Origin of the sequence: Pseudomonas sp. CP-1 (assembly GCF_021213715.1) — a bacterium.
In the GTDB taxonomy this organism is placed as follows: domain Bacteria; phylum Pseudomonadota; class Gammaproteobacteria; order Pseudomonadales; family Pseudomonadaceae; genus Pseudomonas; species Pseudomonas aeruginosa.
The window spans coordinates 654574-681444 of record NZ_JAJQKY010000001.1; the positions used below are offsets into that span (position 1 = coordinate 654574).

The 26871-nt window shown below is 70.9% G+C and carries 25 protein-coding genes, 1 pseudogene and 1 riboswitch; of the genes and pseudogenes, 18 read left to right on the forward strand and 8 right to left on the reverse strand.

Going from position 1 to position 26871, the window contains the following annotated elements:
* The first annotated feature begins 8 nt into the window (after nt 1-8).
* Both LT948_RS03125 and LT948_RS03130 read left to right on the forward strand, forming a co-directional pair.
* The gene (locus LT948_RS03125) at nt 9-953 is read left to right on the forward strand and encodes a helix-turn-helix transcriptional regulator (RefSeq protein WP_073657082.1); all 945 of its coding nucleotides are present in this window, start codon (nt 9-11) and stop codon (nt 951-953) included.
* Nucleotides 954-989: 36 nt separating this feature from the next.
* Nucleotides 990-1112 (forward strand): annotated as a pseudogene (locus LT948_RS03130) (helix-turn-helix domain-containing protein); the annotation flags it as partial.
* Between the two features lie 137 nt (nt 1113-1249).
* Here LT948_RS03130 and LT948_RS03135 read toward each other — a convergent pair.
* Nucleotides 1250-2116, reverse strand: coding sequence for a LysR family transcriptional regulator (locus LT948_RS03135; RefSeq protein WP_003082572.1), 867 nt, complete (start codon nt 2114-2116; stop codon nt 1250-1252).
* A gap of 99 nt (nt 2117-2215) precedes the next feature.
* Between LT948_RS03135 and LT948_RS03140 the strand changes: the two genes are divergently transcribed.
* A complete protein-coding gene (locus LT948_RS03140) occupies nt 2216-3118 on the forward strand; it encodes a DMT family transporter (protein ID WP_003114958.1) in 903 nt (300 codons plus the stop codon).
* On the opposite strand, the gene LT948_RS03145 is transcribed toward LT948_RS03140, so the two are convergent.
* The 5 genes from LT948_RS03145 to LT948_RS03165 all read right to left on the reverse strand — a co-directional run bounded on the left by LT948_RS03145 (nt 3115) and on the right by LT948_RS03165 (nt 7439).
* Nucleotides 3115-4368 carry an NAD(P)/FAD-dependent oxidoreductase gene (locus tag LT948_RS03145; RefSeq protein ID WP_023092071.1) on the reverse strand — a complete coding sequence of 418 codons (1254 nt, stop codon included), beginning with the start codon at nt 4366-4368 and terminating at the stop codon, nt 3115-3117. The two genes, LT948_RS03140 and LT948_RS03145, sit on opposite strands and share 4 nt — an antisense overlap.
* On the reverse strand, nt 4365-4601 hold the full coding sequence (locus LT948_RS03150) for a (2Fe-2S)-binding protein (protein WP_023095917.1): 237 nt from the start codon (nt 4599-4601) through the stop codon (nt 4365-4367). Before LT948_RS03150 ends, LT948_RS03145 begins: the two co-directional genes overlap by 4 nt.
* Nucleotides 4598-5713: a D-hydroxyproline dehydrogenase subunit beta LhpB gene (gene lhpB, locus LT948_RS03155; RefSeq protein ID WP_023097861.1), complete on the reverse strand. Its 1116-nt coding sequence runs from the start codon at nt 5711-5713 to the stop codon at nt 4598-4600. Before lhpB ends, LT948_RS03150 begins: the two co-directional genes overlap by 4 nt.
* A complete protein-coding gene (locus LT948_RS03160; protein WP_003117444.1) occupies nt 5710-6654 on the reverse strand; it encodes a 4-hydroxyproline epimerase in 945 nt (314 codons plus the stop codon). The genes lhpB and LT948_RS03160 overlap by 4 nt, the downstream gene beginning before the upstream one ends.
* A 116-nt stretch (nt 6655-6770) precedes the next feature.
* A complete protein-coding gene (locus LT948_RS03165; protein WP_003140417.1) occupies nt 6771-7439 on the reverse strand; it encodes a GntR family transcriptional regulator in 669 nt (222 codons plus the stop codon).
* Nucleotides 7440-7683: 244 nt separating this feature from the next.
* On the opposite strand from LT948_RS03165, the gene LT948_RS03170 reads away from it, so the two are divergent.
* From LT948_RS03170 to LT948_RS03225, 12 genes are all read left to right on the forward strand, one after another.
* Nucleotides 7684-9723, forward strand: coding sequence for an FUSC family protein (locus tag LT948_RS03170; RefSeq protein WP_003123102.1), 2040 nt, complete (start codon nt 7684-7686; stop codon nt 9721-9723).
* A gap of 47 nt (nt 9724-9770) precedes the next feature.
* A riboswitch (cobalamin riboswitch) is annotated at nt 9771-9978 on the forward strand.
* A 96-nt stretch (nt 9979-10074) separates the two neighbouring features.
* Nucleotides 10075-11925, forward strand: coding sequence for a TonB-dependent vitamin B12 receptor (btuB, locus tag LT948_RS03175; protein WP_003111869.1), 1851 nt, complete (start codon nt 10075-10077; stop codon nt 11923-11925).
* A gap of 63 nt (nt 11926-11988) precedes the next feature.
* Nucleotides 11989-12600 carry a cob(I)yrinic acid a,c-diamide adenosyltransferase gene (gene cobO, locus LT948_RS03180; RefSeq protein ID WP_003086769.1) on the forward strand — a complete coding sequence of 204 codons (612 nt, stop codon included), beginning with the start codon at nt 11989-11991 and terminating at the stop codon, nt 12598-12600.
* A 31-nt stretch (nt 12601-12631) separates the two neighbouring features.
* Nucleotides 12632-13939, forward strand: a complete 1308-nt coding sequence (locus LT948_RS03185) for a cobyrinate a,c-diamide synthase (protein WP_003086772.1) — start codon at nt 12632-12634, stop codon at nt 13937-13939.
* Between the two features lies 1 nt (nt 13940).
* On the forward strand, nt 13941-14597 hold the full coding sequence (gene bluB, locus LT948_RS03190) for a 5,6-dimethylbenzimidazole synthase (protein WP_003086774.1): 657 nt from the start codon (nt 13941-13943) through the stop codon (nt 14595-14597).
* Entirely contained in the window at nt 14594-15532 is a 939-nt protein-coding gene (gene cbiB, locus LT948_RS03195) for an adenosylcobinamide-phosphate synthase CbiB (RefSeq protein ID WP_003111871.1), read from the forward strand. Before bluB ends, cbiB begins: the two co-directional genes overlap by 4 nt.
* Entirely contained in the window at nt 15525-16520 is a 996-nt protein-coding gene (cobD, locus tag LT948_RS03200; RefSeq protein WP_003158252.1) for a threonine-phosphate decarboxylase CobD, read from the forward strand. The genes cbiB and cobD overlap by 8 nt, the downstream gene beginning before the upstream one ends.
* On the forward strand, nt 16513-17985 hold the full coding sequence (locus tag LT948_RS03205) for a cobyric acid synthase (protein ID WP_034074750.1): 1473 nt from the start codon (nt 16513-16515) through the stop codon (nt 17983-17985). Before cobD ends, LT948_RS03205 begins: the two co-directional genes overlap by 8 nt.
* Nucleotides 17978-18499 (forward strand): bifunctional adenosylcobinamide kinase/adenosylcobinamide-phosphate guanylyltransferase, encoded by a 522-nt coding sequence (gene cobU, locus LT948_RS03210; RefSeq protein WP_003162533.1) that lies wholly within the window; start codon nt 17978-17980, stop codon nt 18497-18499. Before LT948_RS03205 ends, cobU begins: the two co-directional genes overlap by 8 nt.
* Complete coding sequence (gene cobT / locus LT948_RS03215; protein WP_058134290.1) at nt 18496-19551, forward strand: nicotinate-nucleotide--dimethylbenzimidazole phosphoribosyltransferase; 1056 nt, start codon at nt 18496-18498, stop codon at nt 19549-19551. The genes cobU and cobT overlap by 4 nt, the downstream gene beginning before the upstream one ends.
* Nucleotides 19548-20132 (forward strand): alpha-ribazole phosphatase family protein, encoded by a 585-nt coding sequence (gene cobC / locus LT948_RS03220; protein ID WP_003145319.1) that lies wholly within the window; start codon nt 19548-19550, stop codon nt 20130-20132. Before cobT ends, cobC begins: the two co-directional genes overlap by 4 nt.
* 2 nt (nt 20133-20134) lie before the next feature.
* The gene (locus LT948_RS03225; protein WP_003158254.1) at nt 20135-20872 is read left to right on the forward strand and encodes an adenosylcobinamide-GDP ribazoletransferase; all 738 of its coding nucleotides are present in this window, start codon (nt 20135-20137) and stop codon (nt 20870-20872) included.
* On the opposite strand, the gene LT948_RS03230 is transcribed toward LT948_RS03225, so the two are convergent.
* Entirely contained in the window at nt 20835-22340 is a 1506-nt protein-coding gene (locus LT948_RS03230; RefSeq protein WP_058149846.1) for an MFS transporter, read from the reverse strand. The genes LT948_RS03225 and LT948_RS03230 overlap by 38 nt on opposite strands.
* A gap of 118 nt (nt 22341-22458) precedes the next feature.
* On the opposite strand from LT948_RS03230, the gene LT948_RS03235 reads away from it, so the two are divergent.
* Complete coding sequence (locus tag LT948_RS03235; protein WP_023106922.1) at nt 22459-23019, forward strand: TetR/AcrR family transcriptional regulator; 561 nt, start codon at nt 22459-22461, stop codon at nt 23017-23019.
* 30 nt (nt 23020-23049) lie between these two features.
* Here the strand turns inward: LT948_RS03235 and LT948_RS03240 are convergent, their stop codons facing one another.
* Entirely contained in the window at nt 23050-24870 is a 1821-nt protein-coding gene (locus LT948_RS03240) for an acyl-CoA dehydrogenase C-terminal domain-containing protein (RefSeq protein ID WP_003086792.1), read from the reverse strand.
* A gap of 130 nt (nt 24871-25000) precedes the next feature.
* Between LT948_RS03240 and LT948_RS03245 the strand changes: the two genes are divergently transcribed.
* Complete coding sequence (locus LT948_RS03245; RefSeq protein ID WP_073657081.1) at nt 25001-25450, forward strand: MarR family winged helix-turn-helix transcriptional regulator; 450 nt, start codon at nt 25001-25003, stop codon at nt 25448-25450.
* A 73-nt stretch (nt 25451-25523) separates the two neighbouring features.
* Nucleotides 25524-26723 carry an MFS transporter gene (locus tag LT948_RS03250; RefSeq protein WP_058149848.1) on the forward strand — a complete coding sequence of 400 codons (1200 nt, stop codon included), beginning with the start codon at nt 25524-25526 and terminating at the stop codon, nt 26721-26723.
* Nucleotides 26724-26871: the final 148 nt, after the last annotated feature.

Consider the following 26871-nt stretch of genomic DNA (forward strand, 5'->3'; position numbering starts at 1 on the left):
CTGGCAGCATGCGCTTCTGGCTAACCCGGTACCAGTTCTTGCTTATCCTGGTATTGGCGCTACCCGTCTGCCCTCCGAAGGACTTCGCCATGCCCCTCGACGCCCCTGCCAGCCACTCTGCGGAAAGCCCCGCGCAGCCGTCCCGCGCCGAACAGCTGGGGGCCTTCCTGCGCCGCCGGCGGGAAAGCATCGAGCCGCAGCGGGTCGGTATTTCCCGCCTCGGCCGCCGACGCACGCCGGGCCTGCGTCGCGAGGAGGTGGCGCAGCTCGCCGGGGTCGGCGTGACCTGGTACACCTGGCTGGAGCAGGGCCGCGCGGTACGCGCCTCGGAGCAGGTGATCGGAGCCATCGCCCGGGCCCTGCTGTGCAACGAGACGGAAACCCACCACCTGTTCAACCTCGCCGGGCTGGCCGCGCCGACCTCGGCGCGGCGGGCGGTCTGCGAGAAGCCCTCGGCCGCCACCCAGGCCATCCTCGATGCCCTCGACCCGTTGCCGGCCATGGTGCAGAACGCCCGTTTCGACATCCGCGGCTACAACCGCGCCTATTGCCGGCTGGTGGGCATCGACCTGGCGGAGATCCCCGAGGAAGACCGCAACTGCATCTACCTGGCGCTGACCCACGAACGCTGGCGCTACTGCATGGCCAACCGCGAGGAGGCGTTGCCGCGGATGGTCGGCTTCTTCCGCGCGGCAATGGTCGAGCGCATGGGCGATCCGCTGTGGGAGCGGCAGTTGCAGCGCTGCCTGGAGGTTTCGGCGGAGTTCCGCGAGATCTGGCGGCGCAATGAGGTGATGGGTATCGAAAACCAGCTCAAGCGCTTCCGTCATGCGCGCTGCGGCGAATTCGAACTGCAGCAGACCAACTGGTGGTCGGCGCCGAAGAACGGCGATCGCCTGCTGGTCTTCGTCCCCCTCGACGACCACGCTCGCGACTGCCTGGAGCAACTGTGAGTCGGCGCCCTGTCCCGTAGCCAGCGCCTGCTCGACCTGCTGCAGATTCTGCGCCGGCATCGTTACCCGGTGGCCGGGCATGTGCTTGCCGGCGAACTGGGGATCAGCCTGCGCACGCTCTACCGCGATATCGCCACCCTGCGACAGCAGGGCGCGCACATCGAGGGCGGCGCCGGCGCCAGGCGTTGCTGCGCGAGTGGCGTGAACGGGAAAGCATCGCCGCGCAGTGAGCGACTGCTGCCGGAAACTGACAGACGGCCACCGCCTGCGGGTCTAGCGCCCGGCGCTGTAGCGGCTCAGAGCCGGAACTCCTCGGCGATCAGTTCGCCGAGGCGCTCCAGCGCCGGCGGCCGCTCTCCCGGGGCGAAGGCCAGGCGAATGCGGTGGGCGGGCAGTTCGGCGAAGCCCTCCGCCGGCCCCAGCACGCGCATCGTCGGGCCGACCCGCGCACGGTCGATCACGCCGATTGCCAGGCCGCCTTCGATGGCTGCTTCCAGCGCCGCCGCGCCGGGACTGCTGACCACCGTGCGCCAGCGCCGGCCCGTCGCGCCGAGGGCTTCCAGCAGCGCCTGCCGATAGGGACAACCCTGGCCGTGCAGGGCCAGCGGCAGCGGGCGTTGCGGATCGATCCGCAGGCCGTGGCCGGCGACCCACACCGGCTGGGTGCCGCCGATCTCGCGGGAGTGCCCGTCGTACGGGGTTTCGTCTTGCGCTTGCACCAGCAGGGCGAGGTCCAGCTGGCCGCGCCGCAGGCGTCCGGCCAGCCTGCCGCTGGCGTCGGTGAGCACCTCCAGCTCCAGCGCCGGCAGTTCCGCGCCGAGGCGTGGCAGGAGGCGGCCGAGCAGCTTGCCGGCGTATTCCTCGGAAATGCCGAAGCGCACCCGCAGTGGCTCTTCCCGTCTGCGCAACCCGGCGAGCACGCGGTCGTGGGTCTCCAGCAGCTCGGCGGTCTGGCGCTGGAACCGCTGCCCCAGCGGGGTCAGCCGCACCGACTGGTTGTCGCGCTCGAACAGCCGGCCGCCGGCCAGTTCCTCCAGGCGCCGGACGTGGGTGCTCACCGCCGAGGGGCTGCGGTTGAGGTGGCTGGCCGCGGCGAGAAAGCGGCCGAAGCGCAGGATGGCATGGAAGGTACGCAGCAGCTCGATATCCAGGTTGGCGCTCATGGTTCCGATTTCCTGCATGACTGGTGCAGATAGTTTCGTTTGATAGTAGCGGCGGAGGCCGCCTAGCCTCGACTCGAACCTGACCGACGGAGGCGAGCGATGCGCGCGACCACCTGCACCCCGCGAGCGATGCCCGGGGCGACCCGCCTGCTGGCCGTGCAACTGGGCATGGTACTGGCCTGGAGTTCCGGCTTCGTCGGCTACCGCTATGCCATGGAACAGGCGCCGGTGTTCCTCACCAGCTTCTGGCGCTTCGCCGTTTGCCTGGCGCTGCTGCTGCCCTTCGCCTGGGCCGGGCTGCGCCGGTTGTCGGCGCGCCAGTGGCGGCGCCAGGCGCTGATCGGGGCGTTGGCCTACGCGGGCTACATCGCGCCGATCGCCAAGGCCATCGAACTCGGCGTCTCGCCGGGCGTGGCGGCGCTGATGGCCGACCTGTTGCCGCTGCTGGTGGCCTTGCTGGCGCTGGTCCTGCCGGGGCAGCGAACGCGGCCGGGGCAGTGGCCGGGGATCGCCCTGGGCGTCGCCGGGGTGCTCTGGGCCGGGCATGCGGCGCTGGCGCTGGGGCGGGCGCCGGGCTGGGCCTACGGCCTGCCGCTGCTGGGCATGCTGGCGCTGGCCCTGGCCACCCTGTTGCAGAAGCGCTGGGACGACGCGCCGGGATCGCTGGCCGTGGTGCTGTTCGTGCAGATCGGCGCCGCGCTACCGGCGTTCGCCGGCCTGGCGCTGGCGGAGGGTAGCCTGCGGCCGCCGCTGTCCGGCGGATTCCTGTTCGGGCTCGCCTGGCTGGTGCTGCTGCCCACCTTCGGCGGCTACGGCCTGTACTGGCTGGGCCTGCGCCATCTTTCCGCACAGGGTGGCAGCGCGGCGCTGTACCTGAGCCCGGCGCTGACCCTGCTATGGGCGCACTGGATGTTCGCCGAGCCGCTGACACCCATGCTGCTGGGTGGTCTGCTGCTGTCGCTGGCCGGCCTCGGCTGGCTGTATCGCGCCGAGCGTCGCTAGCCGGCGTCGCCCTGCCAGCGGGCCAGGGTCTCCAGGCGCGCCGGGCTGAACGGCGGACGCGGCGCCGGAGGCGTCCAGCCGAACAGGAATTGCGCGGCGCTGCCGCATATCCGCCCCTGGCAGGCGCCCATGCCGCAACGGCTGTGCAGCTTGGCCTCGGTCCAGCCGGCATGCCCGGCCAGCGCGGCCAAGGGGACGTCTTCGCAACGGCAGACCAGGGTATCCGCCTCCGCCAGTTCACGCAGTTCGGCACGCAGGGCGAAGTGTCGCGCCAGGGTGTCGGCGAAGCCCTGCCAGCGTCGCCGTCGTGGCCACAGGCGGCGAGCCGCGTCGCGCTCGTCGACGGCGGCATGGCCGGCGATGGCGCCTTCCACCAGGGCCAGTTCGCTGCCGCCGAAGCCGGTGCATTCGCCGGCGGCGTAGTGGTCGGGCAGGCTGCCGGCCTGCCATTCGTCGACGGCGAGCGCCTGGCCGTCGAGGCGATAGCCGAGGGCCTGGCCGAGTTGCACGTTGGGCACCAGGCCGAAGCCGCAGGCCAGGCGTTCGCAGGCGATCTCGCGGACCCGACCGCCTTCGCGCAGGCGCACGGCTTCCAGGCGCTCCTCGCCGAGGGCGGCGAGCACGTAGCTGTCGGCGCGGTAGCTACGGGCGAACAGGCCGGCGGCCTGCCACAGCTTACCGGGCCAGCGCGGGAGGCGTACGGCGAAGGCGGCCAGGGTTCTCGCCGGCGCCTGTTCGGCGACGCGCAGCAGGCGCGCCCCGCACTGGCTGGCGCTGGCGGCGCTGGCCAGCAGCAGCGGGCCGGAGCCAGCCACCACCAGGCGCTGGCCGGCCAGTGGCAGGCCGCCCTTGGCCAACGCCTGCAGGCCGCCGGCGCCGGTGACGCCGGGGAGGGTCCAGCCGGGAAACGGCAGCAGCAGTTCGCGGGCGCCGGTGCAGAGGACCAGGCGTCGGTAGCCGACCTGCCAGCCACGTTGCGGGTCTTCCAGCAACAGGCGCCTGCCGGGACCGCAGGCGACCACCCGGGTCGCCGGGAAGTGCTCGACATTGGTGTGCCCGGCCAGGCGTTGACGCATCTGATGGGCACGCGGCGGCAGGTTGGCACGTGGGCCGTCGCGCCAGATCTGTCCGCCGGCGGCCGGGTTGTCGTCGACCAGGGCGATGCGCGCGCCGCTCGGCGCGGCGGCCAGCGCTGCGGCCAGGCCGGCGGGGCCGGCGCCGACGATCAGCAGGTCGTAGTCGGCGCTCATGCCTGGGTCTCCACGCGCATGCCGGCTTGGCAGACGGTCTGGCAGGCCAGGCGTCGCCGACCGTCGATCAATACCCGGCATTCCTGGCACGCGCCCATGCCGCAGAACGGCGCGCGCCGCCCGCCGCCGACCGCGCTGCGGGAGCAGCCGTCGCCGCCGAGGGCGAGGGCGGCCGCCACGCTGGTACCGACGGCGACCCGCAGCGGACGCCGGTCGATGAACAGTTCGATCATGGCCGGGCACTCCCGGAGCTGAAGAGGAAGCGTCGCGGCAGATAAGGCGTGGGATCCAGCGGCGGCGTTTCGCCGAACAACTGGGCGGCGAGCAGGCGCGCGCTGCCCGGCGCGGTGGTCACGCCCAGGCCCTCGTGGCCGACCGCCAGCCACAGGCCCGGCTGCGCCGGGTGCTCGCCGAGCAGCGGCAGGCCGTCCGGAGTGGCGGCGCGGAAGCCGGTCCAGGCACGGATCGCATTGAGGCCGGCGAGCCCCGGCAGGTAGTCCAGGGCACGCCGCAGCATGCGCGCCAGCACCGGGCCTTCCACCTGCGGGTCGAGCGTGTCGAACTGCCGCGAGGAGCCGAGGAAGATCTGCCCGGTGGGGCGCGGCTGGGCGTTGAAGGCTACCGAGGTACCGCTGCTGGCGTGGGCGCTGCTGACATAGCCGAGTTCCACCAGTTGATGGCGGAGGGTGCCGGGATAGCGGTCGGTGATCAGCAGGTGGCCTTTCTTCGGGCGGATCGGCAGCTCCGCGCACAGCTCGCCGGCATGGATGCCGTTGGCCAGCACCAGCGCCTCGGCGCTCAGCCAGCGGCCGTCGGCCAGGCGCAGGCGGCTGCCGTCCACTTCGCTGACTTCGGCGTGCAATCGACGCAGGCGCGGGCCGGCTCGTTCGAGCAGCCAGCGCGCCGTGTTGGGCGCGTAGAGGATGCCGTCGCCCGGCACCTTCAGGGCGCCGGCGAGGCCTGGCCGCAAGACCGGTTCCAGGTCACGCAGGCGCGCGGCGTCGAGCATCTCGCAGGCGACGCCGGCGGCCAGCAGGGCCTGGCGCTTGCGCTCGGCTTCGGCGAGTTCGGCGGCGTCGGCGGCCAGCCAGAGGGTGCCGCAATTGCGGTACGCGCAGTCTTCCGGCAGATCCGCCGCCCAGGTGCGCCAGGCCTGGATCGAGTAGTCGCTGAGGGCCAGTTCGGCCGGGTTGTCGTCCATCGCCACCAGGTGCCCCATGCCCACCGCGGTGGCACCGCCGCGGCGGCTATCCAGCACCAGTACGTCGAGGCCGCGACGCGCCAGTTCATGGGCGCAGGCGCTGCCGACGATGCCGGCGCCGACCACGATGACCTCGGCGTTCACCGGCGGATGCCCCAGGCGAACGGATCGTCGTCCGCCAGCAGCAGGGTGGCTTCCGCGCTGACGTGGGCGCGGCCGCGGATGGTCGGCACGATACGCCCGCCGGGCTGGCCGTCGAGCCATTCGTAACGCCCCTCGAACTGGCTGCCGATCACGCTCGCCTGGCGCCAGGGCTGGCCGGGCAGCAGCTTGCCGTCGGCGGCCAGGCAGGCCAGCTTGGCGCTGGTGCCGGTGCCGCAGGGCGAGCGGTCGTAGGCCTTGCCGGGGCAGAGCACGAAGTTGCGGCTGTCGGCGTGGGGGTCGTCGGCGAACAGTTCGATGTGATCGATGGCGCCGCCGTCCTCGCCGCGGATGTCCTGGTCGTCCAGCGCCTGCTGGACGGCGACGGTGTAGGCGGTGAGGGCGTCGAGGTTGTCGCCGGCGAGGCGCTGGCCGTGTCCGGCGACCAGGAAGAACCAGTTGCCGCCCCAGGCGATGTCGCCGCTGACCCGGCCGATGCCGGGCACTTCGACGCTGACCTGGCGACGGTAGCGGTAGGCCGGCACGTTGCGCACGCTGACCGAGCCGTCCTCGTGGAGGGTCGCCTCGACCTCGCCGACCGGCGTCTCGATGCGGTGCACGCCGGGACCGATCCGCCCGAGGTGTGCCAGCGAGGCGACCAGGCCGATGGTGCCGTGGCCGCACATGCCGAGGTAGCCACTGTTGTTGAAGAAGATCACTCCGGCACAGGCTTCGGGATCGACCGGTGCGCAGAGCAGGGCGCCGACCAGTACGTCGCTGCCGCGCGGTTCGAGGATGCAGGCGGCGCGCCAGGCGTCGTGGCGCTCGCCGAGCAGGCGCCGGCGCTCAGCCATGTCGCCGTGGCCGAGATCGGGAAAGCCGCCGATGACCAGGCGGGTGGGCTCGCCGCCGGTATGCGAATCGATGATGCGGATGCGTTGCATGGTGGCCCTCGCCTGTGCCGGGGTATGCGCCACAGGGTGGCGTTTCGGCGGGGCGGGGCGCTTGAGGGTTTTCGCTCAGGCGAGTGACGAAAGCGGCATAGCCGGGATGGCCCGGCTCAGGTGCTGGCCGGGCGGTTCGGCAGGTGTTCGTAGAGGGTCCGGCAGACCCCGACGATATGTGCCTCGATCAGTGCCGCGGCCTGTTCAGCATCGCCGGCGCGACAGGCGGCGACGATCTCGCGGTGTTCCTGGTCGGCGCGCTGCTTGCCTTCGGACAGGCTCATCTGCATGCGCAGGTAACGTTCCAGCTTGTCGTGGATGGAGCGGATCAGGTTGACCAGGAACGGCCGCTGTGCCGGTTCGTAGAGGCAGGCGTGCAGTTGCCAGTTGAGTTCGGCCCAGCGTCCGACGTTGTCTTCGCCGACGAAGTCGGCGCAGATCGCCTCGGCGCGGGCGAAGGTGGTCTCGTCCATGTTCGGCACCGCCAGGCGGATCGCCTGCGCCTCGAGCAGCACCCGCACTTCGAACATCTGCGCCAGTTCCGGTTCGGAAATACGCGTCACCACCGCGCCCTTGTTGCGCTGGAACAGCACCAGGCCTTCCGCTTCCAGGCGCTTGAGGGCCTCGCGGACGGGAATCTTGCTGACATTGAAGAGTTGCGCGATGTCGTCCTGGCGGATCGGTTCGTCCTCGGCGAAATGCCCGGCGATGATCGCTTCGCGCAGGTGCTTGGCGATGATCTCGGAGGCCGAAGGGGCGATGCCCAGGTTAGGGGCGTTGAGCATGGAGAGAGGCAAGCGGGGCAACCTGCGTGGCGTTGGGAACGTGCGGGATATTGTATACGAACGTTCGGCGGCTGCCGCTGCCGGTTGGCGCCTTCTGCGCAGGCGTGTTGGTCGGCTTCAGTGGGCCTCCGTGGCGCATGTTTCGCAGGGCGAAACGCTCTTCCGGAAAGTTCGCGGAGAGGCTGGACAATAGAAAATTAGCTTGCTAATAATTCGCTCGCTCATGTATTTCGGGGCGTCCGCGATGGCCAAGCCTTCCTTCTTTTCCTCCGACCTGGTGCAGGTGCTGCTGTGCCCGCGCCTGCACGAACTGCAGTTCGCCGTGAAGGCCCTGCTGGCCGGCGGGTTGGCCCTGTACCTGGCCTTCAGCCTGGAGCTGGAGCAGCCGCAATGGGCATTGATGACGGTGTTCGTGGTCAGCCAGCCCTATAGCGGCATGGTCCTGGCCAAGGGCATGTTCCGCCTGATCGGCACCTGCGCCGGTGCGCTGGTGTCCATCGGCATGGTCGCGCTCTATGGCCAGGCATCGCTGCCCTTCCTCCTGCTGATGGCGCTCTGGCTGGCGTTCTGCACCGCCGGCGCGTCGCTGCTGCACAACCATGCGTCCTACGGTTTCGTCCTGGCCGGCTACACCGCGGCGATCGTCGCCCTGCCGGCCAGCGCCGATCCGGCGACGGTGTTCGACCAGGCGGTGGCCCGCTGCTCGGAGATCGGCCTGGGCATCCTCTGCGCGGCGCTGGTGAATGTGCTGCTCTGGCCGCGGCGCCTGGAACGCCAGTTGGCGAACCAGGGCAAGGCGGCCTGGGAGGCCGGCTTGCAGGCGGCCGCGGCGGAGCTGCGCGGCGCCGACGAACGCGGCGAGCTGCTCGCGGCGCTGGGGCGGATCGCCGCGGCGGACGCCCAGCGCGACCACGCCTGGTTCGAGGGCGCGCTCGGCCGCGCCCGTTCCCAGGCCTTGCGCGTGCTTGGCCTCGACCTGCTCGGCCTGCTGCGCGCGGCGCGCAAGGTGGCTCGCGAGCGGAGGCTGCTCGATCCGGCCAGCGCGCACGCCTTGCAGCCCTGGCTGGAAGAACTCGAGGCACTGTTGCGCGAGGGCCGCCAGGCCGAGTTCGAGGCCTGCCGGCAGCGCTTGCGCCTGGCGCTGGACGCGGCGCACGGACAGTTGCACCTGTGCCTGGTCTGCCTCGAACGCCTGCTCGGCGAGGCGAGGGCGGCCGGGCGTAGCGTCGAGGCGCTGGTCTATGGCGCGCCCACCCGCCAGGCGCCGGGCGCCATCGCCTGGCACCGGGACATCGAGCGCGGCGTGCTGTTCGGCCTGCGCAGCGCCCTGGCGTTCCTCTGCGTAGCCGCGTTCTGGCTGGCCAGCGCCTGGCCGAGCGGGTTGGGCGCGGTGTCGATCACCGGCGTGGTGCTGAGTCTCTTCGCCAGCCGCGACAACCCGGCCCAGGCCGGCCTGAACTTCCTTCGCGGGATTCTCCTGTCGATCCCGCTGGCCGGCTTCGTCGCACTGTTCTACCTGCCCGGCGTGGACGGCTTCCCGCTGCTCTGCCTGGGCCTGGGCGTACCGCTGTTCTTCGCCGCGCTGTGCGTGAACCGGGCGAGCCTGGCCGGGATCGCCTCGCCGTTCTGCATCTTCTTCGTGAAGAACGTCGCGCCGAGCAACAGCATGAGCTACGACCTCGCGCACTTCCTCAACAACGCCCTGTCGACGGTGCTTGGGGTGGCCTTCGCCGTGCTGGTGTTCAACCTGGTCAGCCTGCGGCCGGGCGAACGCCATTACCGGCGCATGCTGCAGGCCACCCTCGGCGACCTGGCGCGGCTCACCCTGCGCTCGCCGGCGCAGGCCGAGGCCTGGTTCGGCGGGCGCACCGCGGATCGCCTGATCCGCCTGGCGCAGCGCTACGACCGTTTACCGGAGGGGCGCCGCCAGCCCTGGTCGGACGGCCTGATGGGACTCGACTTCGGCGACGAGCTGCTCTACCTGCGGCAGTGCCTGGAGGAGGTCCCGGCGTCCCTGGCGCAGGCCCGCGACCGTTACCTGCGGCGCCTGCGCCTGGCGCTGCTGGGCGATGGCCCGCGGGCCGAGCGTGAACACGCCCTCGACCCGCCGACCGCGCGCCTGCTCAAGGCCCTGGCCGCCAGCCCGCTGGCCGGCAGCGAACGCGGCGAGCTGGCCGGCGCCGCGCTGGTGCAGTTGCAGGCCACCTGGCGGCAGTGGTGCCGCAGCCATGCTCCGGCCGGGACGGCGCTGCGCGCGGACCCGCTCCCCGGAGCCGGGCGCTAGTTCTGCGGTGGCCGGCCACATTGACCGCGCAAGCCCCGAACCACTAAGCTGCGCGCCTTGCGACAGGTGCCCCGCAAGGGGTGAAACAGGGAAGCTGGTGCGTTCCGTCGGAACCAGGCCAGCGCTGCCCCCGCAACGGTAGGCGAATCAGACAGCCGCTCGATGACCACTGTGCTCCGGCATGGGAAGGCGCGGCTGGAAGCGTCCAGCGCTTCGCTCGCGAGCCCGGAGACCGGCCTGACGCACCCACGGCATCGCGGAGGGCGCTGTCGGACGTCTCCTGCCGTCGCTTCGTCCTCCGTCTGCCTCAACCCAGGTCGCGCGGGTGAGAGCGACGGAGCAGCGCAGAGCATGAACAGAGTTTTCCTGACCCCGGCAGCCGTGGCGCTGTGCGGCGCGTCTTCCCTGAGTCTGGCCGAACCGGTCAGCCTTGCCGACCAGGTGGTGACCGCCACCCGTACCGCCCAGACCGCTTCCCAGAGCCTGGCGGCGGTGAGCGTCATCGACCGCGAGGATATCGAGCGCAGCCAGGCGCGCAGCGTGCCGGAGCTGTTGCGCCAGGTACCCGGCGTGTCGCTGGCGAACAACGGCGGTTTCGGCAAGAACACCACGCTGTTCCTGCGCGGCACCGAGTCCGACCATGTGCTGGTGCTGATCGACGGCATCAAGGTCGGCTCGGCCAGCGCCGGCCTCACCGCGTTCCAGGATTTGCCGGTGGAGCTGATCGAGCGCATCGAGGTGGTCCGCGGGCCGCGTTCCAGCCTGTACGGCTCGGAGGCCATCGGCGGGGTGATCCAGATCTTCACCCGGCGCGGCGACGGCCAGGGCGCCAAGCCGTTCTTCTCCGCCGGTTACGGCACCCATCAGACCCTGGAGGGTAGCGCCGGGGTCAGCGGCGGCGCCGGCAACGGCTGGTACAGCCTCGGGGTGAGCAGCTTCGATACGGCGGGGATCAATACCAAGCGCGCCGGTACTGCGGGCTATGAGCCAGACCGCGACGGCTACCGCAACCTGTCCGGCAACCTGCGCGGCGGCTATCGCTTCGACAATGGCCTGGAACTCGACGGCACCCTGCTCAGGGCCAAGTCGCACAACGACTATGACCAGGTCTTCGGCAACTCCGGTTTCAATGCCAACGCCGACGGCGAGCAGAACCTGGTCGGCGGCCGTGCCCGCTTCACTCCGTTCGATCCCTGGCTGGTGACCCTCCAGGCCGGGCGCAGCGAGGACAAGGCTGATGCCTATCAGGATGGCCGTTTCTACTCGCGCTTCGATACCCGTCGCGACAGCCTGTCCTGGCAGAACGACCTGACCCTGGCCGAAGGCCATGTGCTGACCCTCGGCTACGACTGGCAGAAGGACGAGATCAGCAGCAGCGAAGCCTTCAGCGTCGACTCGCGGCTGAACAAAGGCTGGTTCGCCCAGTACCTCGGCCGGTACGGTCGCCAGGATTGGCAACTGAGCCTGCGCCGCGACGACAACCAGCAGTTCGGCGTGCACGATACCGGCAGCGCCGCCTGGGGCTACGCGCTGAGCGACGCGCTGCGCTTCACCGTCAGCTACGGCACGGCGTTCAAGGCGCCGACCTTCAACGAACTCTACTACCCCGACTACGGCAATCCCGACCTGGACGCCGAGACTTCGCGCAGCCTGGAAGTCGGGCTGAGCGGTACGCATGGCTGGGGGCACTGGGCGGTGAATGCCTTCCGTACCAACGTCGACGACCTGATCGGCAACGATCCGCGTCCGGCGCCGGGGCGCCCCTGGGGGCAGCCGAACAACATCGACGAAGCGCGCATCCGTGGCGTCGAACTGGTCCTCGGCAGCCAGTGGCTGGGCTGGGACTGGAACGCCAACGCAACCTTCCTCGACCCGCAAAACCGTTCCGGCGGCGTCAACGACGGCAACGAGCTGCCGCGCCGGGCGCGGCGGATGTTCAACCTGGAACTGGACCGGCGCTTCGAGCGTCTTTCGCTGGGCGCCAGCGTGCACGCCGAAGGCCGACGCTATGATGACCCGGCCAACAAGGTGCGCCTGGGCGGCTACGCCACCCTCGACCTGCGCAGCGAGTACCGGCTGAACGACGAATGGCGCCTGCAGGGCCGGATCGCCAACCTGTTCGGTGCCGACTACGAAACCGCGTATGGCTACAACCAGCCTGGCCAGGCGGTCTACCTCAGCGTGCGCTACCAGGCCCTGTGAGGCCGGGTATTTCGAATGAACGAGGCGACGGCGCGGCCGCGTCGCCGCAAGGAGTGATCGACGATGAACGAATCCCCCGAGAAGGACCAGCGCCACCGCGAGCGGATGGAGCGCAAGAAGGCCGTGGTCGACGAGAAGATCGCCCAGGCCCGCGACGAACGCGGCGTGCTCCTGGTGCATAGCGGCAACGGCAAGGGCAAGAGCAGCTCGGCCTTCGGCATGGTCGCGCGGGCCCTGGGCCATGGCATGAAGGTCGGTGTCGTGCAGTTCATCAAGGGCGCCGCCAGCACCGGCGAGGAAGCCTTCTTCCGGCGCTTCCCCGAGGAAGTCAGCTATCACGTGATGGGCGAGGGCTTCACCTGGGAGACCCAGGACCGCCAGCGCGACATCGCCAAGGCCGAGGCGGCCTGGAAGGTCGCCGCGCAATTGCTGGCCGACCCGGACGTTGGCCTGGTGGTGCTGGACGAACTGAACATCGCCCTCAAGCACGGCTACCTGGAACTGGATAGGGTCCTCGCCGACATCCAGGCGCGCCCGGCCATGCAGCATGTGGTGGTGACCGGCCGCGGCGCGCAGCCGGGGATGATCGAGGCCGCCGACACGGTGACCGAGATGAGCCTGGTTAAGCACGCGTTCAAGGCCGGGATCAAGGCGCAGAAAGGAGTGGAGTTCTGATGCCGGCGCCATGCGCGGAGACGCTTCGCCCATGACCCAGGCACGCTGTCCGGCCCTGCTGATCGCCGCCCCGGCCTCCGGCCAGGGCAAGACCACCGTCACCGCCGCCCTGGCCCGCCTGCATGCGCGCCAGGGGCGACGGGTGCGGGTGTTCAAGTGCGGACCGGACTTCCTCGACCCGATGATTCTCGCTCGCGCCTCCGGCGCGCCGGTCTACCAGCTCGACCTGTGGATGGTCGGCGAGGCCGAAGCGCGACGCCTGCTGGCGCGGGCCGCCGGCGAGGCCGACCTGATCCTCATCGAAGGGGTGATGGGCCTGTTCGATGGCAACCCCTCGGCGGCAGACCTGGCGCGGCGTTTCGGCGTGCCGGTGCTGGGGGTGATCAACGGCGCGGCGATGGCCCAGACCTTCGGCGCCCTGGCCTACGGCCTGGCGCATTTCCAGCCGGACCTGCCGTTTTCCGGAGTGCTCGGCAACCGCGTCGGCAGCCAACGCCACAGCGACATCCTGCGCGATTGCCTGCCGCCTGGCATGCGCTGGTTCGGCGGCCTGCCGCGCTCGGCCGAGTTCGAACTGCCGAGCCGCCACCTGGGCCTGGTCCAGGCCGAGGAACTGGCCGATCTCGATGTGCGCCTGGACGCCGCCGCCGACGCCTTGCGGGCCAGCGCCGAGACCGACCTGCCGGAGCCGGTGACCTTCGAGGTGCCCGCTCCGGCGCCGCTGCAACGCAGCCTGGAAGGCGTGCGCATCGGCGTGGCTCGCGATGCCTCGTTCGCCTTCCTCTACCAGGCCAATCTCGACCTGCTGCGCGAACTCGGCGCCGAACTGGCGTTCTTCTCGCCGCTGCAGGACCAGGCGTTGCCCGCCGTGGACAGCCTGTATCTGCCGGGCGGCTACCCCGAACTGCACCTGGGGCGCCTGCAGGGCAATCGCGCCATGGCCGAGGCGATCCGAGCCCACCATGCCGCCGGCAAGCCGCTGCTGGCCGAGTGCGGCGGCATGCTCTACCTGCTCGACTGCCTGGAAGACGCCGACGGCGAGCGCGGCGAACTGCTCGGCCTGCTGCCGGGCCGGGCGCGCCTGCAGAAGCGCCTGACCGCCCTGGCCTTGCAGGAGGTCGAGCTGCCGGAAGGGCGGCTGCGCGGGCATACCTTCCATCACTCGACCCTCGACTGCGCCGTCGAGCCTCTGGCCCGTGGCGTCTGCCCGAACGGCCGGAACACGGCGGAGGCGGTGTTCCGTCTTGGCCGGCTGACGGCTTCCTATATCCATTTCTACCTGCCTTCCAACCCGCAGGCCGCCGCCGCGTTGCTGGCGCCCGCGCGAGACGCCGACTGACATGTCCGATTCTTCCCACGCCTTCAGCGCCACGGAACGCGCCGCCGTCTACCGGGCCATCGCCGAGCGCCGCGACATGCGCCACTTCAGCGGCGGCAGCGTGGCGCCGGAGCTGCTCGCGCGGCTGCTGGAGGCCGCGCACCAGGCGCCCAGCGTCGGCCTGATGCAACCCTGGCGCTTCATCCGTATCACCGAGCCGGCGTTGCGCCGGGCCATCCACGGGCTGGTCGAGGACGAACGCGGACGCACCGCCGAAGCCCTCGGCGAGCGCTCCGACGAGTTCATGCGGCTCAAGGTAGAGGGCGTGCTGGATTGCGCCGAACTGCTGGTCGCCGCCCTGATGGACGACCGCGAGCGCCATGTGTTCGGTCGCCGGACCCTGCCGCAGATGGACCTGGCGTCGCTCGCCTGCGCGATCCAGAACCTCTGGCTGGCCAGTCGCGCCGAGGGCCTGGGGATGGGCTGGGTATCGTTGTTCGATCCGGCCGCGCTGGGCGAGTTGCTCGGCCTGCCGCCCGGCAGCGAGGCGGTGGCGGTGCTCTGCCTGGGCCCGGTGGCGGAGTTCTACCCGGCGCCGATGCTGGCGCTGGAGGGTTGGAGCGAACCGCGTCCGCTGGCCGAGCTGGTCTACCAGAACCGTTGGGGCGAGCGAGCATGAGCGCACTGCTGGGTATCCTCGGCGTGGCGCTGGATGCGCGCTTCGGCGAGCCGCAGGGCTGGCACCCGCTGGTCGCCTTCGGCCGCCTGGCCGATCGCCTGGAGCGCCGTTTCAATCGCTCGCGCCTGGCCGGCGAGGGCGATCCCGGGGTCGGCTGGCGCAGCCACGGGGTGACCGCCTGGGTCCTCGCGGTACTGCCGCTGACCCTGCTGGCCTGGGCGCTCGCTGAACTTCCCTACCTCGGCTGGTTGGTCCAGGCCCTGGCGCTGTACGCCGCGCTCGGCCTGCGCAGCCTCGGCGAGCACGCCGAACCGGTGGCACTGGCCTTGCGCGCCGGCGACCTGGACGAGGCGCGGCGACGTGTCGGCTACCTGGTCAGCCGCGATACCCGCGAGCTGGACCAGGCCGGGGTCGCCCGCGCGGCCACCGAATCGGTACTGGAGAACGGCAGCGACGCGGTCTACGCCGCGCTGTTCTGGTTCGCCGTGGCCGGCGCGCCGGGGGTGGTGCTGTATCGCCTGAGCAATACCCTGGACGCGATGTGGGGCTACCGCAACGCGCGCTTCGAGCGCTTCGGCTGGGCCGCGGCGAAGATCGACGACATCCTCAACTACCTGCCGGCGCGGCTGGTGGCGCTGACCTACGCGCTGCTCGGCGGCACCCGCCAGGCCCTGCGCTGCTGGCGCGAGCAGGCGCCGCAATGGGACAGCCCCAACGCCGGCCCGGTGATGGCCGCCGGCGCCGGTGCGCTGGGCGTGTCCCTGGGCGGCGCGGCGATCTACCACGGCGAGCTGCACCAGCGGCCGCTCCTCGGCAGCGGCCCGCAGCCGCAGGGCCGCGACATCTATCGGGCCCTGGCGCTGGTGCGCCAGGGCGTGCTGCTCTGGCTGCTGGTGCTGGCCGGACTCTGGGCCATGGGGTGGCTGCATGCTTGAACATGGAGGGCGGTTGCGCGAGGCGGCGCGCCGCTACGACATTCCGCTGGCGGACTGGCTGGACCTGTCCACCGGCATCGCGCCCTGGCCGTTTCCGCTGCCGGCGATCCCCGAGCAGGCCTGGACCCGCCTGCCGGAGAGCGACGACGGCCTGGAAGCCGCCGCCTGCCTCTACTACGGCGCCGAACGGGTATTGCCGCTGGCCGGCAGCCAGGCGGCGATCCAGGCCCTGCCAAGGTTGCGGCGGGGCGGGCGGGTCGGCGTCCTGTCGCCGTGCTACGCCGAGCACGCCCACGCCTGGCGCCAGGCCGGGCACCTGGTGCGGGAGATCGGCGAGGCCGAGGTCGAGCCCTATCTCGACAGCCTCGACGTGCTGCTGGTGGTCAACCCGAACAACCCCACCGGGCGGGTCTTCGAGCCCGCCGAGCTGCTGGCCTGGCATGCCCGCCTGCAACGTCGCGGCGGCTGGCTGCTGGTCGACGAGGCGTTCATGGACTGCACCCCGCAGTCGAGCCTGGCGGCCTGTAGCAACCGGCCCGGATTGATCGTGCTGCGCTCGTTCGGCAAGTTCTTCGGCCTGGCCGGTGCGCGGCTCGGCTTCGCCCTCGGCGAACGGCCGCTGTTGCAGGCGCTGGCCGAGCAGCTCGGTCCGTGGACGGTCAATGGCCCGGTGCGCCATGTGGCCCAGAGCGCCTTGCGCGACCGCCAGCAACAGCGCCAGCAGCGCGAGCGCCTGCTGGCCGCCAGCCAGCGCCTGGAGGAACTGCTGCGCCGCCACGGCTGGCCGCCGGCGGGCGGCAGCGCGCTGTTCCAGCGCCTGGTCGATCCACGCTGCGCGGCGTTGCACGACTACCTGGCGCGGCGCGGCATCCTCACACGCCAGTTCGAGCAGCCGGCCAGCCTGCGCCTCGGCCTGCCCGCCGACGAGGCCGCCTGGGCCCGGCTCGATGCCGCGCTGCTCGGCTTCAAGGAGCCTGCTCATGCGTGATCGCGGGCGGACCCTGATGGTCCAGGGCACCACCTCGGACGCCGGCAAGAGCACCCTGGTGACCGCGCTGTGCCGCTGGCTGGCCCGGCGCGGCGTCGCGGTGGTGCCGTTCAAGCCGCAGAACATGGCGCTGAACAGCGCGGTCACCGCCGACGGCGGCGAGATCGGCCGCGCCCAGGCGGTCCAGGCCCAGGCCTGCCGGCTGGCGCCGCACACCGACATGAACCCGGTGCTGCTCAAGCCCAACACCGACATCGGCGCCCAGGTGATCATCCATGGCCGCGCGGTGACCAGCATGGACGCCGCCGCCTACCACGACTACAAGCGCGTGGCGATGGAAGCGGTGCTGGCTTCCCATGGGCGGCTCGCCGCCGCCTACCGGGTGGTGATGGTGGAGGGCGCCGGCTCGCCGGCGGAGATCAACCTGCGCGCCAACGACATCGCCAACATGGGCTTCGCCGAAGCGGTGGATTGCCCGGTGATCCTGGTCGCCGATATCGACCGCGGCGGGGTCTTCGCCCACCTGGTCGGCACCCTGGAACTGCTCTCCGACTCGGAGCGAGAGCGGGTCAAGGGCTTCGTCATCAATCGCTTCCGCGGCGACATCGCCCTGCTGCAACCCGGCCTCGACTGGCTGGAGGCGCGCACCGGCAAGCCGGTGCTCGGCGTGCTGCCCTATGTCAGCGACCTGCACCTGGAGGCGGAGGACGCCATCGACACGCGCCAGGCGGCCAAGGTCGGGCCGCGCCTGAAGGTGGTGGTGCCGGTGCTGCCGAGGATCAGCAACCACACCGATTTCGATCCGCTGCGCCTGCACCCCCAGGTCGAGTTGAGCTTCGTCGGCCCCGGCCAGGCGCTGCCGTCGGCGGACCTGATCGTCCTGCCCGGCTCGAAGAGCGTGCGCGCCGACCTCGCGGCGCTGCGCGAGCGTGGCTGGGACGAGGAGATCCTCCGTCACCTGCGCTACGGCGGTCGCCTGCTGGGGATCTGCGGCGGCCTGCAGATGCTCGGCGAGCGCCTGCACGATCCGCTCGGCCTGGAAGGCGCGGCCGGCAGCAGCGCTGGCCTCGGCCTGCTGGCGTTGGAAACGACCCTGGAGGCGGACAAGCAATTGCGCAACGTACAGGGCCGCCTGAGCCTGGAGGATGCGCCGCTGTCGGGCTACGAGATCCATGCCGGAGTCACCCGTGGCGAAGCCCTGGCGCGGCCGGCGGTGGTGCTCGACGATGGCCGCGCGGATGGTGCCCGCAGCGTCGACGGGTACGTCATGGGCACCTACCTGCATGGCCTGTTCGAATCCACCGCGGCCTGTTCGGCGTTGCTGCGCTGGGCCGGCCTGCGCGAGGTCCAGGCGGTGGACTACCAGGCCTTGCGCGAACGCGACATCGAGCGGCTCGCCGACCTGGTCGAGCGCCACCTGGATACCGGGCGATTGCTCGCCCTCTGCGGAGAACCCCATGCGTGACCTGATCCTTGGCGGCGCCCGTTCCGGCAAGAGCCGCCTGGCCGAGCGCCTGGCCGCCGAGAGCGGGCTGGCGGTGAGCTACATCGCCACCGCCCAGGCCGGCGACGGCGAAATGGGCCGGCGCATCGCCGAGCACCGCGCGCGCCGCCCGGCCCACTGGCGAACCCTGGAAGAGCCCCTGGCGCTGGCGGCGACGCTGCGCAGCGAGGCCGAGGCCGGACGCTGCCTGCTGGTCGACTGCCTGACCCTGTGGCTGACCAACCTGCTGCTCTGCGACGATCCCCAGCGTCTCGACGGCGAGCGCGAGGCGCTGCTGGAATGTCTCGGCGCGCTGCCGGGACGGATCATCCTGGTCAGCAACGAAACCGGGCTCGGCGTGGTGCCGCTGGGCGAACTCAGCCGGCGCTACGTCGACGAGGCCGGCTGGCTGCACCAGGCCATCGCCGAACGCTGCGAGCGGGTGACCTTCACCGTCGCCGGCCTGCCCATGCCGTTGAAAGGAGAACCGCTATGAGTCTGCAATGGTGGCGCGACACCTGCCGCGAGGCGGATCCGCAGATGCGCCGGCGCGCGGCCGAACGCCAGGACCTGTTGACCAAGCCGCGCGGCTCGCTGGGCCGCCTGGAGCAGGTGGCGATCGACCTGGCGGCGTTGCAGGGGCGCGAACGACCGAGCCTGGAGAGGCTCTGGGTGACGGTCTTCGCCGGCGACCACGGGGTAGTCGCCGAGGGCATCTCGGCCTATCCGCAGGCGGTCACCGGCGAGATGCTGCGCAACTTCGTCCGCGGCGGCGCGGCGATCAGCGTGCTGGCGCGCGAACTCGGTGCCGGCCTGGAGGTGGTCGACCTGGGCACCGCCGTCCCCCTGGAAGCCTTGCCCGGCGTGCGCCACCTGCGCCTGGCGGCGGGTACCGCGAACTTCGTCGAGGCCCCGGCGATGGGCGCCGAACAGTGCCTGCTGGCGCTCGAGGCCGGGCGCGAAAGCGTGCGCCGCGCCGAGCAGGCCGGCAGCCAGCTGTTCATCGGCGGCGAGATGGGCATCGGCAATACCACCGCGGCGGCGGCCATGGCCTGCGCGCTGCTGGATGCGCCGGCGAGCGCGCTGGTCGGGCCGGGAACCGGGCTGGACGCCAGCGGCGTGGCGCACAAGACCGCGGTAATCGAGCGCGCCCTGGCCCTGCACGGCGCCCATCGCGCCGACCCCTTCGAAACCCTCCGCCGTCTCGGTGGGCTGGAGATCGCCGCGCTGGCCGGCGCCTACCTGGCCTGCGCGCAGAAAGGCATGGTCGCCCTGGTCGACGGCTACATCTGCAGCGTCGCGGCGCTCTGCGCGGTGCGCCTGAACCCGGCCTGCCGCGACTGGCTGCTGTTCGCCCACAGTGGTGCCGAGCCGGGCCATCGGCATGTGCTCGAAGCCCTGGCGGCGCAACCGCTGCTCGACCTCGGCCTGCGCCTGGGCGAGGGCAGCGGCGCGGCGCTGGCGGTGCCGCTGCTGCGCCAGGCCTGCGCGCTGCACGCGGGGATGGCGACCTTCGCCGAAGCGGCGGTCTCGGACCGCCCGGCATGAGCCTGCGCCTGGACCTCCTGCGGCATGGCGAAACCGAGTCCGGCGGCGGTTTCCGCGGCAGCCTCGACGACGCCTTGACCGCGCGTGGCTGGGCGCAGATGCGCACGGCGGTGGAAGGCGGACGCTGGGACCTGCTGGTCAGCTCGCCATTGCAACGTTGCCGCGCCTTCGCCGAGGAACTGGCGCAGCGCCAGGGGATCGAGCTGGAACTGGAAAACGATCTGCGCGAACTGCATTTCGGCGCTTGGGAGGGGCGCTCGGCGGCCGCCCTGATGGACGGCCACAGCGAGGCGCTCGGCCGCTTCTGGGCCGATCCCTACGCCTTTACCCCGCCGGGCGGCGAGCCGCTGTCCGAGTTCGAGGCGCGGGTGCTGGCCGCCCAGCGACGCCTGCGCCAGCGTCACGCCGGCCGTCGTGTGCTGCTGGTGACCCATGGCGGCGTCATACGCCTGTTGCTCGCTCGCGCCCGTGGCTTGCCGCGCGAGCGCTTGCTGCAGGTGGACGTCGGTCATGGCGCACTGTTCGGCCTGCGCGCCGGAGAGGGCGACGATCGCTGGCACGAATGCCGGGAAGGGGAATAGCCATGCGCGAAGCCTTGCGCTCACTGCTGGTCGCCTTGCAGTTCCTCACCCGCCTGCCGGTGCGCCTGTCGGCGATGCCGACGCCGGAACAGTTCGGCCGCGCGGTGCTCTGCTATCCACTGGTCGGGGTGCTGATCGGCGTCGTGCTGTACGCCGCGGCTCTGTCGCTCGATGGTACGCCGCCGCTGTTGCAGGCAGCCTTGCTGCTGAGCCTGTGGGTGGCGCTGAGCGGCGCGCTGCACCTGGACGGCCTGGCCGACATGGCGGACGCCTGGGTCGGCGGGTTGGGCGACCGCGAGCGGACCTTGGCGATCATGAAGGACCCGCGCAGCGGCCCGGTGGCGGTGGTGGTCTTGGTACTGGTCCTGTTGTTGAAATTCTCCGCCCTGGCGGCGCTGCTCGGCCAGGGCGAGGCCGGGTTGTTGCCGCTGGCTCCGTGGCTGGCGCGCAGCAGCCTGCCGCTGCTGTTCCTGACCACGCCCTACGCGCGCCCCGGCGGCCTCGGTCAGGCCATCGCCGAGCACCTGCCGGCGCGCAGCCTGCCGTGGGTGCTGGGGGTGAGTTTCGGCCTGGCCCTGGCGTTCGGCCTGGCCGGCCTGCTGGCGTTGCTGGTGACGCTGATGCTCTTCGCCTGGCTGCGCAGCCGTTTCCTCGCGCGCCTCGGCGGCACCACCGGGGACACCGCCGGCGCGCTGGTCGAACTTACCGAGTGTGCGGTGCTGGTGGCGCTGGCTCTGTAGCCGGACGCGGCTGGCGCAGGACCGCCATGGCGCTGAGGAAGAGCAGCGCGGCGGCGGCCAGTAGCACGGCGACGAAGGCCTGGTCGAAAGCCTGCCGGGCAAGCTCGACGAGCCGCGACGCGACCTCCGGCGCCAGGCCCTCGGCGACCAACAGGGCGTCGTCGAGGCTGTCGCGAACCCGCGCCGGCAGCTCGGCCGAGGGCAGCCTCAGCGACATCCCGTAGACGAAACTCATCAGGCTGCCGAGCAGGGTCACGCCGATCACCCCGCCCAGTTCGTAGGATACGTCCTCGATGGCGGCCGCCATTCCGGAACTCTGTTCGTCCACGTTGAGCATCACCGCGGTGGAGGCGGCGGTCATCGCGCCGCCGAAGCCGACGCCGAGCAGCACCAGGCTGGCCAGTTGCGCTCCGGTGGCGGCCTGGTAGGACAGGGCCAGGCCGAGCAATCCGGCGCTGCCGAGCAGCAGGGAGGCGCACATCACCCGGTTCTCGCCCCAGCGCGGCACCAGCCAGCCGGCCAGCGGCCCGACCACCAGCGAGGCCAGCGGGATCGGCAGGACGAACAGGCCGGCCTTCAGCGGCGTCAGGCCCTGCACCAGTTGCAGGTGCTGGCTGAACACCAGCTCCATGCCGACCAGCGCCATGGTCGCCACCAGGGCCACCGCGACGCCGCGGGCGAAGCGCCGGTTGCGGAACAGTGCGAAGTCGATCATCGGCTCGCGGGCGCGGCGCTGGCGACGGACGAACAGGTACAGGCAGAACACGCCGCCGAGCGCGGCGAGGACGGCCAGTCCGAAGTCCGGGGCGCGCGCGCTGAGTTCCTTGATCGCATAGACCACCCCGACCAGGCCGAACATCACCTGCAGCGAGCCGAGGGCGTCCCATGGTCGCCGCGACTGGCCGCCGCAGGCGGGGATGGCCGGCAGCGCCAGCAACAGGGCGATGGCCACCACCGGGACATTGATGAGGAACACCGAGCCCCACCAGAAGAACTCCAGCAGCACGCCGCCGACCACCGGCCCCAGCGCCGCGCCGGCAGAGGCGACGGAGGCCCAGATGCCGATGGCCAGGGCGCGTTCGCGTTCGTCCTGGAAGACATGGCGGACGATCGACAGGGTCGCCGGCATCATCAGCGCCGCGCCCACCGCCAACCCGGCGCGGGCGGCGATCAGCGCCGTGGCGCTGGGGGCGAAGGCGGCGCACAGCGAGGCCAGGCCGAACAACGGCAGGCCGGCGAGGAACAGCCGCTTGTGGCCAAGGCGGTCGCTGAGCAAACCGGCGCCGGGCAGCAGGCCGGCGACCACCAGCGGATAGGCGTTGACGATCCAGAGCTTCTCCGTGGCCGTCGCGCCGAGGTCGTGGGTCAGGCGCGGCAGGGCCGTGTAGAGCACGGTCATGTCGATGATGATGAGGAACAGGGCGCTGGAGACGATGGCCAGGACCAGCCAGCGATTCTGCCGGAACATGGGATAACCTCTGTAGCGAACGGTTCTTCGCTCGCCGTGGATAACGGGAATTGCGCGCCACGGGCGGACGCGTGAAAATATAAATACATACGTATGGATTTAAACTCAAGAGGTAGCCATGGGACGCCGACGAACGATCGACCGTGACCAGTTGCTCGATGCCGCCGAGGCGGTGATCGCCCGCGAGGGCGCGGCCGGCCTGACCATCGATGCGGTGGCGAAGGAAATGGGCATCACCAAGGGCGGCGTGCAGTACTGCTTCGGTACCAAGGACGCGCTGATCGACGCGATCTTCGAGCGCTGGGGCAAGGCCTACGACAGCCTGTTCGAAGCGGTGGCGGGGAAGCAGCCGACGCCGCTGACGCGGGTTCGCGCGCATGCCGAGGCGACCCAGCGTTCGGACGAGTTGTCCAGCAGCAAGGCGGCGGCGCTGATGGCGGCGCTGATCCAGACGCCCGAGCACCTGGAGGGCAGCAACCAGTGGTATCGCAGCCGGTTGGAAGGCCTGGACCTGTCCGCACCCGAGGGGCGCCGTGCGCGCCTGGCGTTCCTGGCGGTGGAGGGCGCCTTCATGTTGCGCTACTTCCGCCTGATGGACATTGGCCAGGACGAGTGGGACTCGATGCTCGACGACGTTCGTGCGTTGTTGCTGACCCCGGCTGGCGCCAGCGGAGACTGAGGCTCCGCTGGCGCGCTGCGGGTGGTCGCCTCAGTCGAAGGCGAAGTGCTCGCTCTTCAGGTCCATGATCGAACCGGTCGGCTTCGCCATCGCCGCCGCGTGGCCCTTGGCGCGCGGAAGCAGGCGGGCGAAGTAGAACTCGCTGGTGGCGATCTTGGCCTTGTAGAAGTCCGCCGACTCGCTGCCGCCCTGGCGCAGCCGCCGGCGCGCAGCGGCTTCCTGGAGGGCCCAGGAATAGGCCAGCGTGGCGTAGCCGGAGAACATCAGGTAGTCGTGGCTGGCGGTGCTCACCAGATCGCGTTGCTTGCGCGCGGTGAGGGCAATGCGCAGGGTCAGCAGGTTCCATTGGGCACAGAGCTTGAGCAGCACCAGGGCGCGGCCGCGCATGCGCGGCTCGTTCTTCAGCAGGTCGACGGCGAACCGGGCCACGCCCCTGGTGAAGTCGCGCACGGCCTTGCCCTGGGTCATCAGCAGGACCTTGCGGCCGAGCAGGTCGAGGGCCTGGATGCCGGTGGTGCCTTCGTAGAGGGTGGCGATCCGCGCGTCGCGGACGATCTGCTCCATGCCGTGTTCGCGGATATAGCCGTGGCCGCCGAACACCTGCATGCCGAGGTTGGCGCTTTCCAGGCCGAGTTCGGTCAGGCAGCCCTTGAGGATCGGCGTGAGGAAGCCGAGCTTGTCGTCCCAGCGTTCGTATTCGGCGTCGTCGTTGCTGAGGATGCCCTGGATCATCCGGTCGGCGTACTGGGTGGCCAGGTAGACCAGCGCCCGGCCGCCTTCGGCGATGGCCTTCTGGGTCAGCAGCATGCGCCGCACGTCACCGTGGTGCATCAGGCTGTCGGCGACCTGGTCGGGTTCCTTGGTCCCGGAGAGCGCGCGCATGGAGCGGCGTTCGCGGGCGTAGGCGAGGGCGCCCTGGTAGGCCAGCTCGGCGGTGGCCACGCCCTGGATGGCGGTGCCGATGCGGGCGCTGTTCATGAAGGTGAACATGCATTCCAGGCCCTTGTTCGGCGGTCCGATGAGGAAGCCGGTGGCGCCGTCGAAGTTCATCACGCAGGTGGCCGAGGCCTTGATCCCCATCTTCTTCTCCAGCGCGCCGCAACTCACGCCGTTGCGCGGGCCGAGCGCGCCGCCTTCGCCGGGAAGGAACTTGGGCACGATGAACAGGGAGATGCCGCGGGTGCCCTTCGGTGCGTCCGGCAGGCGGGCGAGGACGATGTGGACGATGTTCTCGGTGAGGTCGTGTTCGCCGGAAGAGATGAAAATCTTCGTCCCGCTGATGGCGTAGCTACCGTCGGGGTTGGCCTCGGCGCGGGTCTTCACCTGGCCGAGATCGGTGCCGCACTGCGGCTCGGTGAGGCACATGGTGCCGCCCCAGCGGCCTTCGGTGAGCGGAGCCAGGTAGGTCTGCTTCTGTTCCTCGGTGCCGTGCTGCATCAGGGTGTTCATCGCGCCGAGGGAGAGGCCGGGATACATGGAGAACGGCCAGTTGGCGGTGCCCATCATCTCCTGCTTGAGCGCGCCGAGGCTCATCGGCAGGCCCTGGCCGCCGTACTCCACCGGGTGCGAGAGGCCCTGCCAGCCGCCGGCGACGTAGGCCTCGTAGGCTTCCTTGTAGCCCTTCGGCGTCCGTACTTCGCCGTTCTCCAGGTGGCAGCCTTCCTCGTCGCCGCTGTGGTAGAGCGGGGCGATCACTTCCTCGCAGAGCTTCGCGCATTCGCCGAGGATCGCATCGACCATGTCCGGCGTGGCTTCGGCGCCGTTGACCAGGTTGCGGTAATGCTCGGGGAAATCGAAGACTTCGTTGAGCAGGAAGCGCGTGTCGCGCAGCGGGGCTTTGTAAACGGGCATGGCTACCTCGGCGATGGATGGAGGGCGCCGGGTGCTCCCGGTCGCCGCTGACAGCGCGAGTTATAGGCCTGCGCCCGGCGTCCGGCCTTGGCAGGGGCAACAGGCGGCGTTGGCAGTTCGGACAATCCGCTTGACCGTCGAGAGGTACGGGTATATACACGCATCCATGCTACCGACCCAATGCCTCTGTACCAAACTGCGTCGCGCCGCCCGCAGCGTTTCCCGCTTCTACGACGAGGCGCTGGCCGATACCGGCCTCAAGGTGGCGCAGTTTTCCCTGCTGCGGCACCTGCGGCGCCTGGACCGGCCGAGCATTTCCGAACTCGCCGAAGCCATGGGACTCGACCGCAGCACGCTCGGTCGCAACCTGCGGGTGCTGGAAGGCGACGGCCTGCTGCGCCTGACCGGCGGCGAGGACCAGCGCAACCGCCTGGTCGAGCTGACGCCTGCCGGGCTGGATGCCCTGGAGCGCGGAACGCCGGCCTGGGAAGACGCGCAGCGGCGTCTCGCCGGGCGCCTTGGCGAGGAGCGCAGCGGCGCCTTGGCGGCGTTGCTGGTGGAACTGGAGCGACTGGACTGACAACCGACGAAGCCTCTCGCCGAGGCGCTTCGTTCACGACAAAGCGGGTATATACCCGTAGATGGAGCGACCCATGCCGCGTGCCGCCTTCTGGATCCTGCTGTCCGGAGCCCTGATCCTCGCCCTGTCCCTCGGCGTGCGACATGGCTTCGGCCTGTTCCTCGCGCCGATGAGCGCCGACTTCGGCTGGGGACGCGAAGTCTTCGCCTTCGCCATCGCCTTGCAGAACCTGGTCTGGGGCCTGGCCCAGCCGTTCACCGGGGCGCTCGCCGACCGCTACGGCGCGGCGCGGGCGGTGCTGGTGGGGGGCCTGCTGTACGCCCTCGGCCTGGTCCTGATGGGGCTCTCGCAGTCGGCCACCGGGCTGTCGCTGAGCGCCGGCCTGCTGATCGGCCTGGGCCTTTCCGGCACCTCGTTCTCGGTGATCCTCGGCGCCGTCGGCCGCGCAGTGCCGGCGGAGCAGCGCAGCATGGCGATGGGTATCTCCAGCGCGGCCGGCTCCTTCGGCCAGTTCGCCATGCTGCCCGCTACCCTCGGCCTGATCGGCTGGCTGGGCTGGTCCTCGGCCCTGCTCGCCCTGGGCCTGCTGGTGGCGCTGATCGTGCCGCTGGCCGGGCTGATGAAGGATCGCCCGTTGCCGCTGCAGGGCCACGAACAGAGCCTCGGCGAAGCGCTGCGCGAGGCCTGCGCACATTCCGGGTTCTGGCTGCTGGCGCTGGGCTTCTTCGTCTGTGGCTTCCAGGTGGTGTTCATCGGCGTACACCTGCCGGCCTACCTGGTCGACCAGCACCTGCCGGCGCAGGTCGGCACCACGGTGCTGGCGCTGGTCGGGCTGTTCAACGTGTTCGGCACCTACATCGCCGGCTGGCTCGGCGGGCGCTGGTCGAAGCCGCGCCTGCTGACCGCGCTGTACCTGGTGCGCGGGGTAGTGATCGTGCTGTTCCTCTGGCTGCCGCTGAGCGTCTACAGCGCCTACGCCTTCGGCGTGGCCATGGGGCTGCTGTGGCTGTCCACGGTGCCCCTGACCAACGGCACCGTGGCGACCCTGTTCGGCGTGCGCAACCTGTCGATGCTCGGCGGCATCGTGTTCCTCTTCCACCAGTTGGGCGCCTTCCTCGGCGGCTGGATGGGCGGGGTGGTCTACGACCGCACCGGCAGCTACGACCTGGTCTGGCAGTTGTCGATCCTCCTCAGCCTGCTCGCGGCGCTGCTCAACTGGCCGGTGCGCGAGCGCCCGGTGGCGCGCCTGCAGGCGGCCGGAGGCGCGGCGTGAGGCTGGCCTGGCTGCTCGCCGCCGGGACGCTGCTGGGGCTCGCCTGGTGGGGCTGGCAGCGTGGCGGACTGGCGCTGCTGGAACTGGGCATGGGCGCATGCTGATAGGTGGCGATAGGCGCGGGGAAGGGTAAGCTGGGACATTCGTC

What these genes read in the sequence shown, in the direction of transcription:
- LT948_RS03125 (WP_073657082.1), top strand. Translation starts at nt 9, where the DNA reads ATGCGCTTCTGGCTAACCCGGTACCAGTTCTTGCTTATCCTGGTATTG.
- LT948_RS03135 (WP_003082572.1), bottom strand. Translation starts at nt 2,116, where the DNA reads ATGAGCGCCAACCTGGATATCGAGCTGCTGCGTACCTTCCATGCCATC.
- LT948_RS03140 (WP_003114958.1), top strand. Translation starts at nt 2,216, where the DNA reads ATGCGCGCGACCACCTGCACCCCGCGAGCGATGCCCGGGGCGACCCGC.
- LT948_RS03145 (WP_023092071.1), bottom strand. Translation starts at nt 4,368, where the DNA reads ATGAGCGCCGACTACGACCTGCTGATCGTCGGCGCCGGCCCCGCCGGC.
- LT948_RS03150 (WP_023095917.1), bottom strand. Translation starts at nt 4,601, where the DNA reads ATGATCGAACTGTTCATCGACCGGCGTCCGCTGCGGGTCGCCGTCGGT.
- LT948_RS03160 (WP_003117444.1), bottom strand. Translation starts at nt 6,654, where the DNA reads ATGCAACGCATCCGCATCATCGATTCGCATACCGGCGGCGAGCCCACC.
- LT948_RS03165 (WP_003140417.1), bottom strand. Translation starts at nt 7,439, where the DNA reads ATGCTCAACGCCCCTAACCTGGGCATCGCCCCTTCGGCCTCCGAGATC.
- LT948_RS03170 (WP_003123102.1), top strand. Translation starts at nt 7,684, where the DNA reads ATGGCCAAGCCTTCCTTCTTTTCCTCCGACCTGGTGCAGGTGCTGCTG.
- btuB (WP_003111869.1), top strand. Translation starts at nt 10,075, where the DNA reads ATGAACAGAGTTTTCCTGACCCCGGCAGCCGTGGCGCTGTGCGGCGCG.
- cobO (WP_003086769.1), top strand. Translation starts at nt 11,989, where the DNA reads ATGAACGAATCCCCCGAGAAGGACCAGCGCCACCGCGAGCGGATGGAG.
- LT948_RS03185 (WP_003086772.1), top strand. Translation starts at nt 12,632, where the DNA reads ATGACCCAGGCACGCTGTCCGGCCCTGCTGATCGCCGCCCCGGCCTCC.
- bluB (WP_003086774.1), top strand. Translation starts at nt 13,941, where the DNA reads ATGTCCGATTCTTCCCACGCCTTCAGCGCCACGGAACGCGCCGCCGTC.
- cbiB (WP_003111871.1), top strand. Translation starts at nt 14,594, where the DNA reads ATGAGCGCACTGCTGGGTATCCTCGGCGTGGCGCTGGATGCGCGCTTC.
- cobD (WP_003158252.1), top strand. Translation starts at nt 15,525, where the DNA reads ATGCTTGAACATGGAGGGCGGTTGCGCGAGGCGGCGCGCCGCTACGAC.
- LT948_RS03205 (WP_034074750.1), top strand. Translation starts at nt 16,513, where the DNA reads ATGCGTGATCGCGGGCGGACCCTGATGGTCCAGGGCACCACCTCGGAC.
- cobU (WP_003162533.1), top strand. Translation starts at nt 17,978, where the DNA reads ATGCGTGACCTGATCCTTGGCGGCGCCCGTTCCGGCAAGAGCCGCCTG.
- cobT (WP_058134290.1), top strand. Translation starts at nt 18,496, where the DNA reads ATGAGTCTGCAATGGTGGCGCGACACCTGCCGCGAGGCGGATCCGCAG.
- cobC (WP_003145319.1), top strand. Translation starts at nt 19,548, where the DNA reads ATGAGCCTGCGCCTGGACCTCCTGCGGCATGGCGAAACCGAGTCCGGC.
- LT948_RS03225 (WP_003158254.1), top strand. Translation starts at nt 20,135, where the DNA reads ATGCGCGAAGCCTTGCGCTCACTGCTGGTCGCCTTGCAGTTCCTCACC.
- LT948_RS03230 (WP_058149846.1), bottom strand. Translation starts at nt 22,340, where the DNA reads ATGTTCCGGCAGAATCGCTGGCTGGTCCTGGCCATCGTCTCCAGCGCC.
- LT948_RS03235 (WP_023106922.1), top strand. Translation starts at nt 22,459, where the DNA reads ATGGGACGCCGACGAACGATCGACCGTGACCAGTTGCTCGATGCCGCC.
- LT948_RS03240 (WP_003086792.1), bottom strand. Translation starts at nt 24,870, where the DNA reads ATGCCCGTTTACAAAGCCCCGCTGCGCGACACGCGCTTCCTGCTCAAC.
- LT948_RS03250 (WP_058149848.1), top strand. Translation starts at nt 25,524, where the DNA reads ATGCCGCGTGCCGCCTTCTGGATCCTGCTGTCCGGAGCCCTGATCCTC.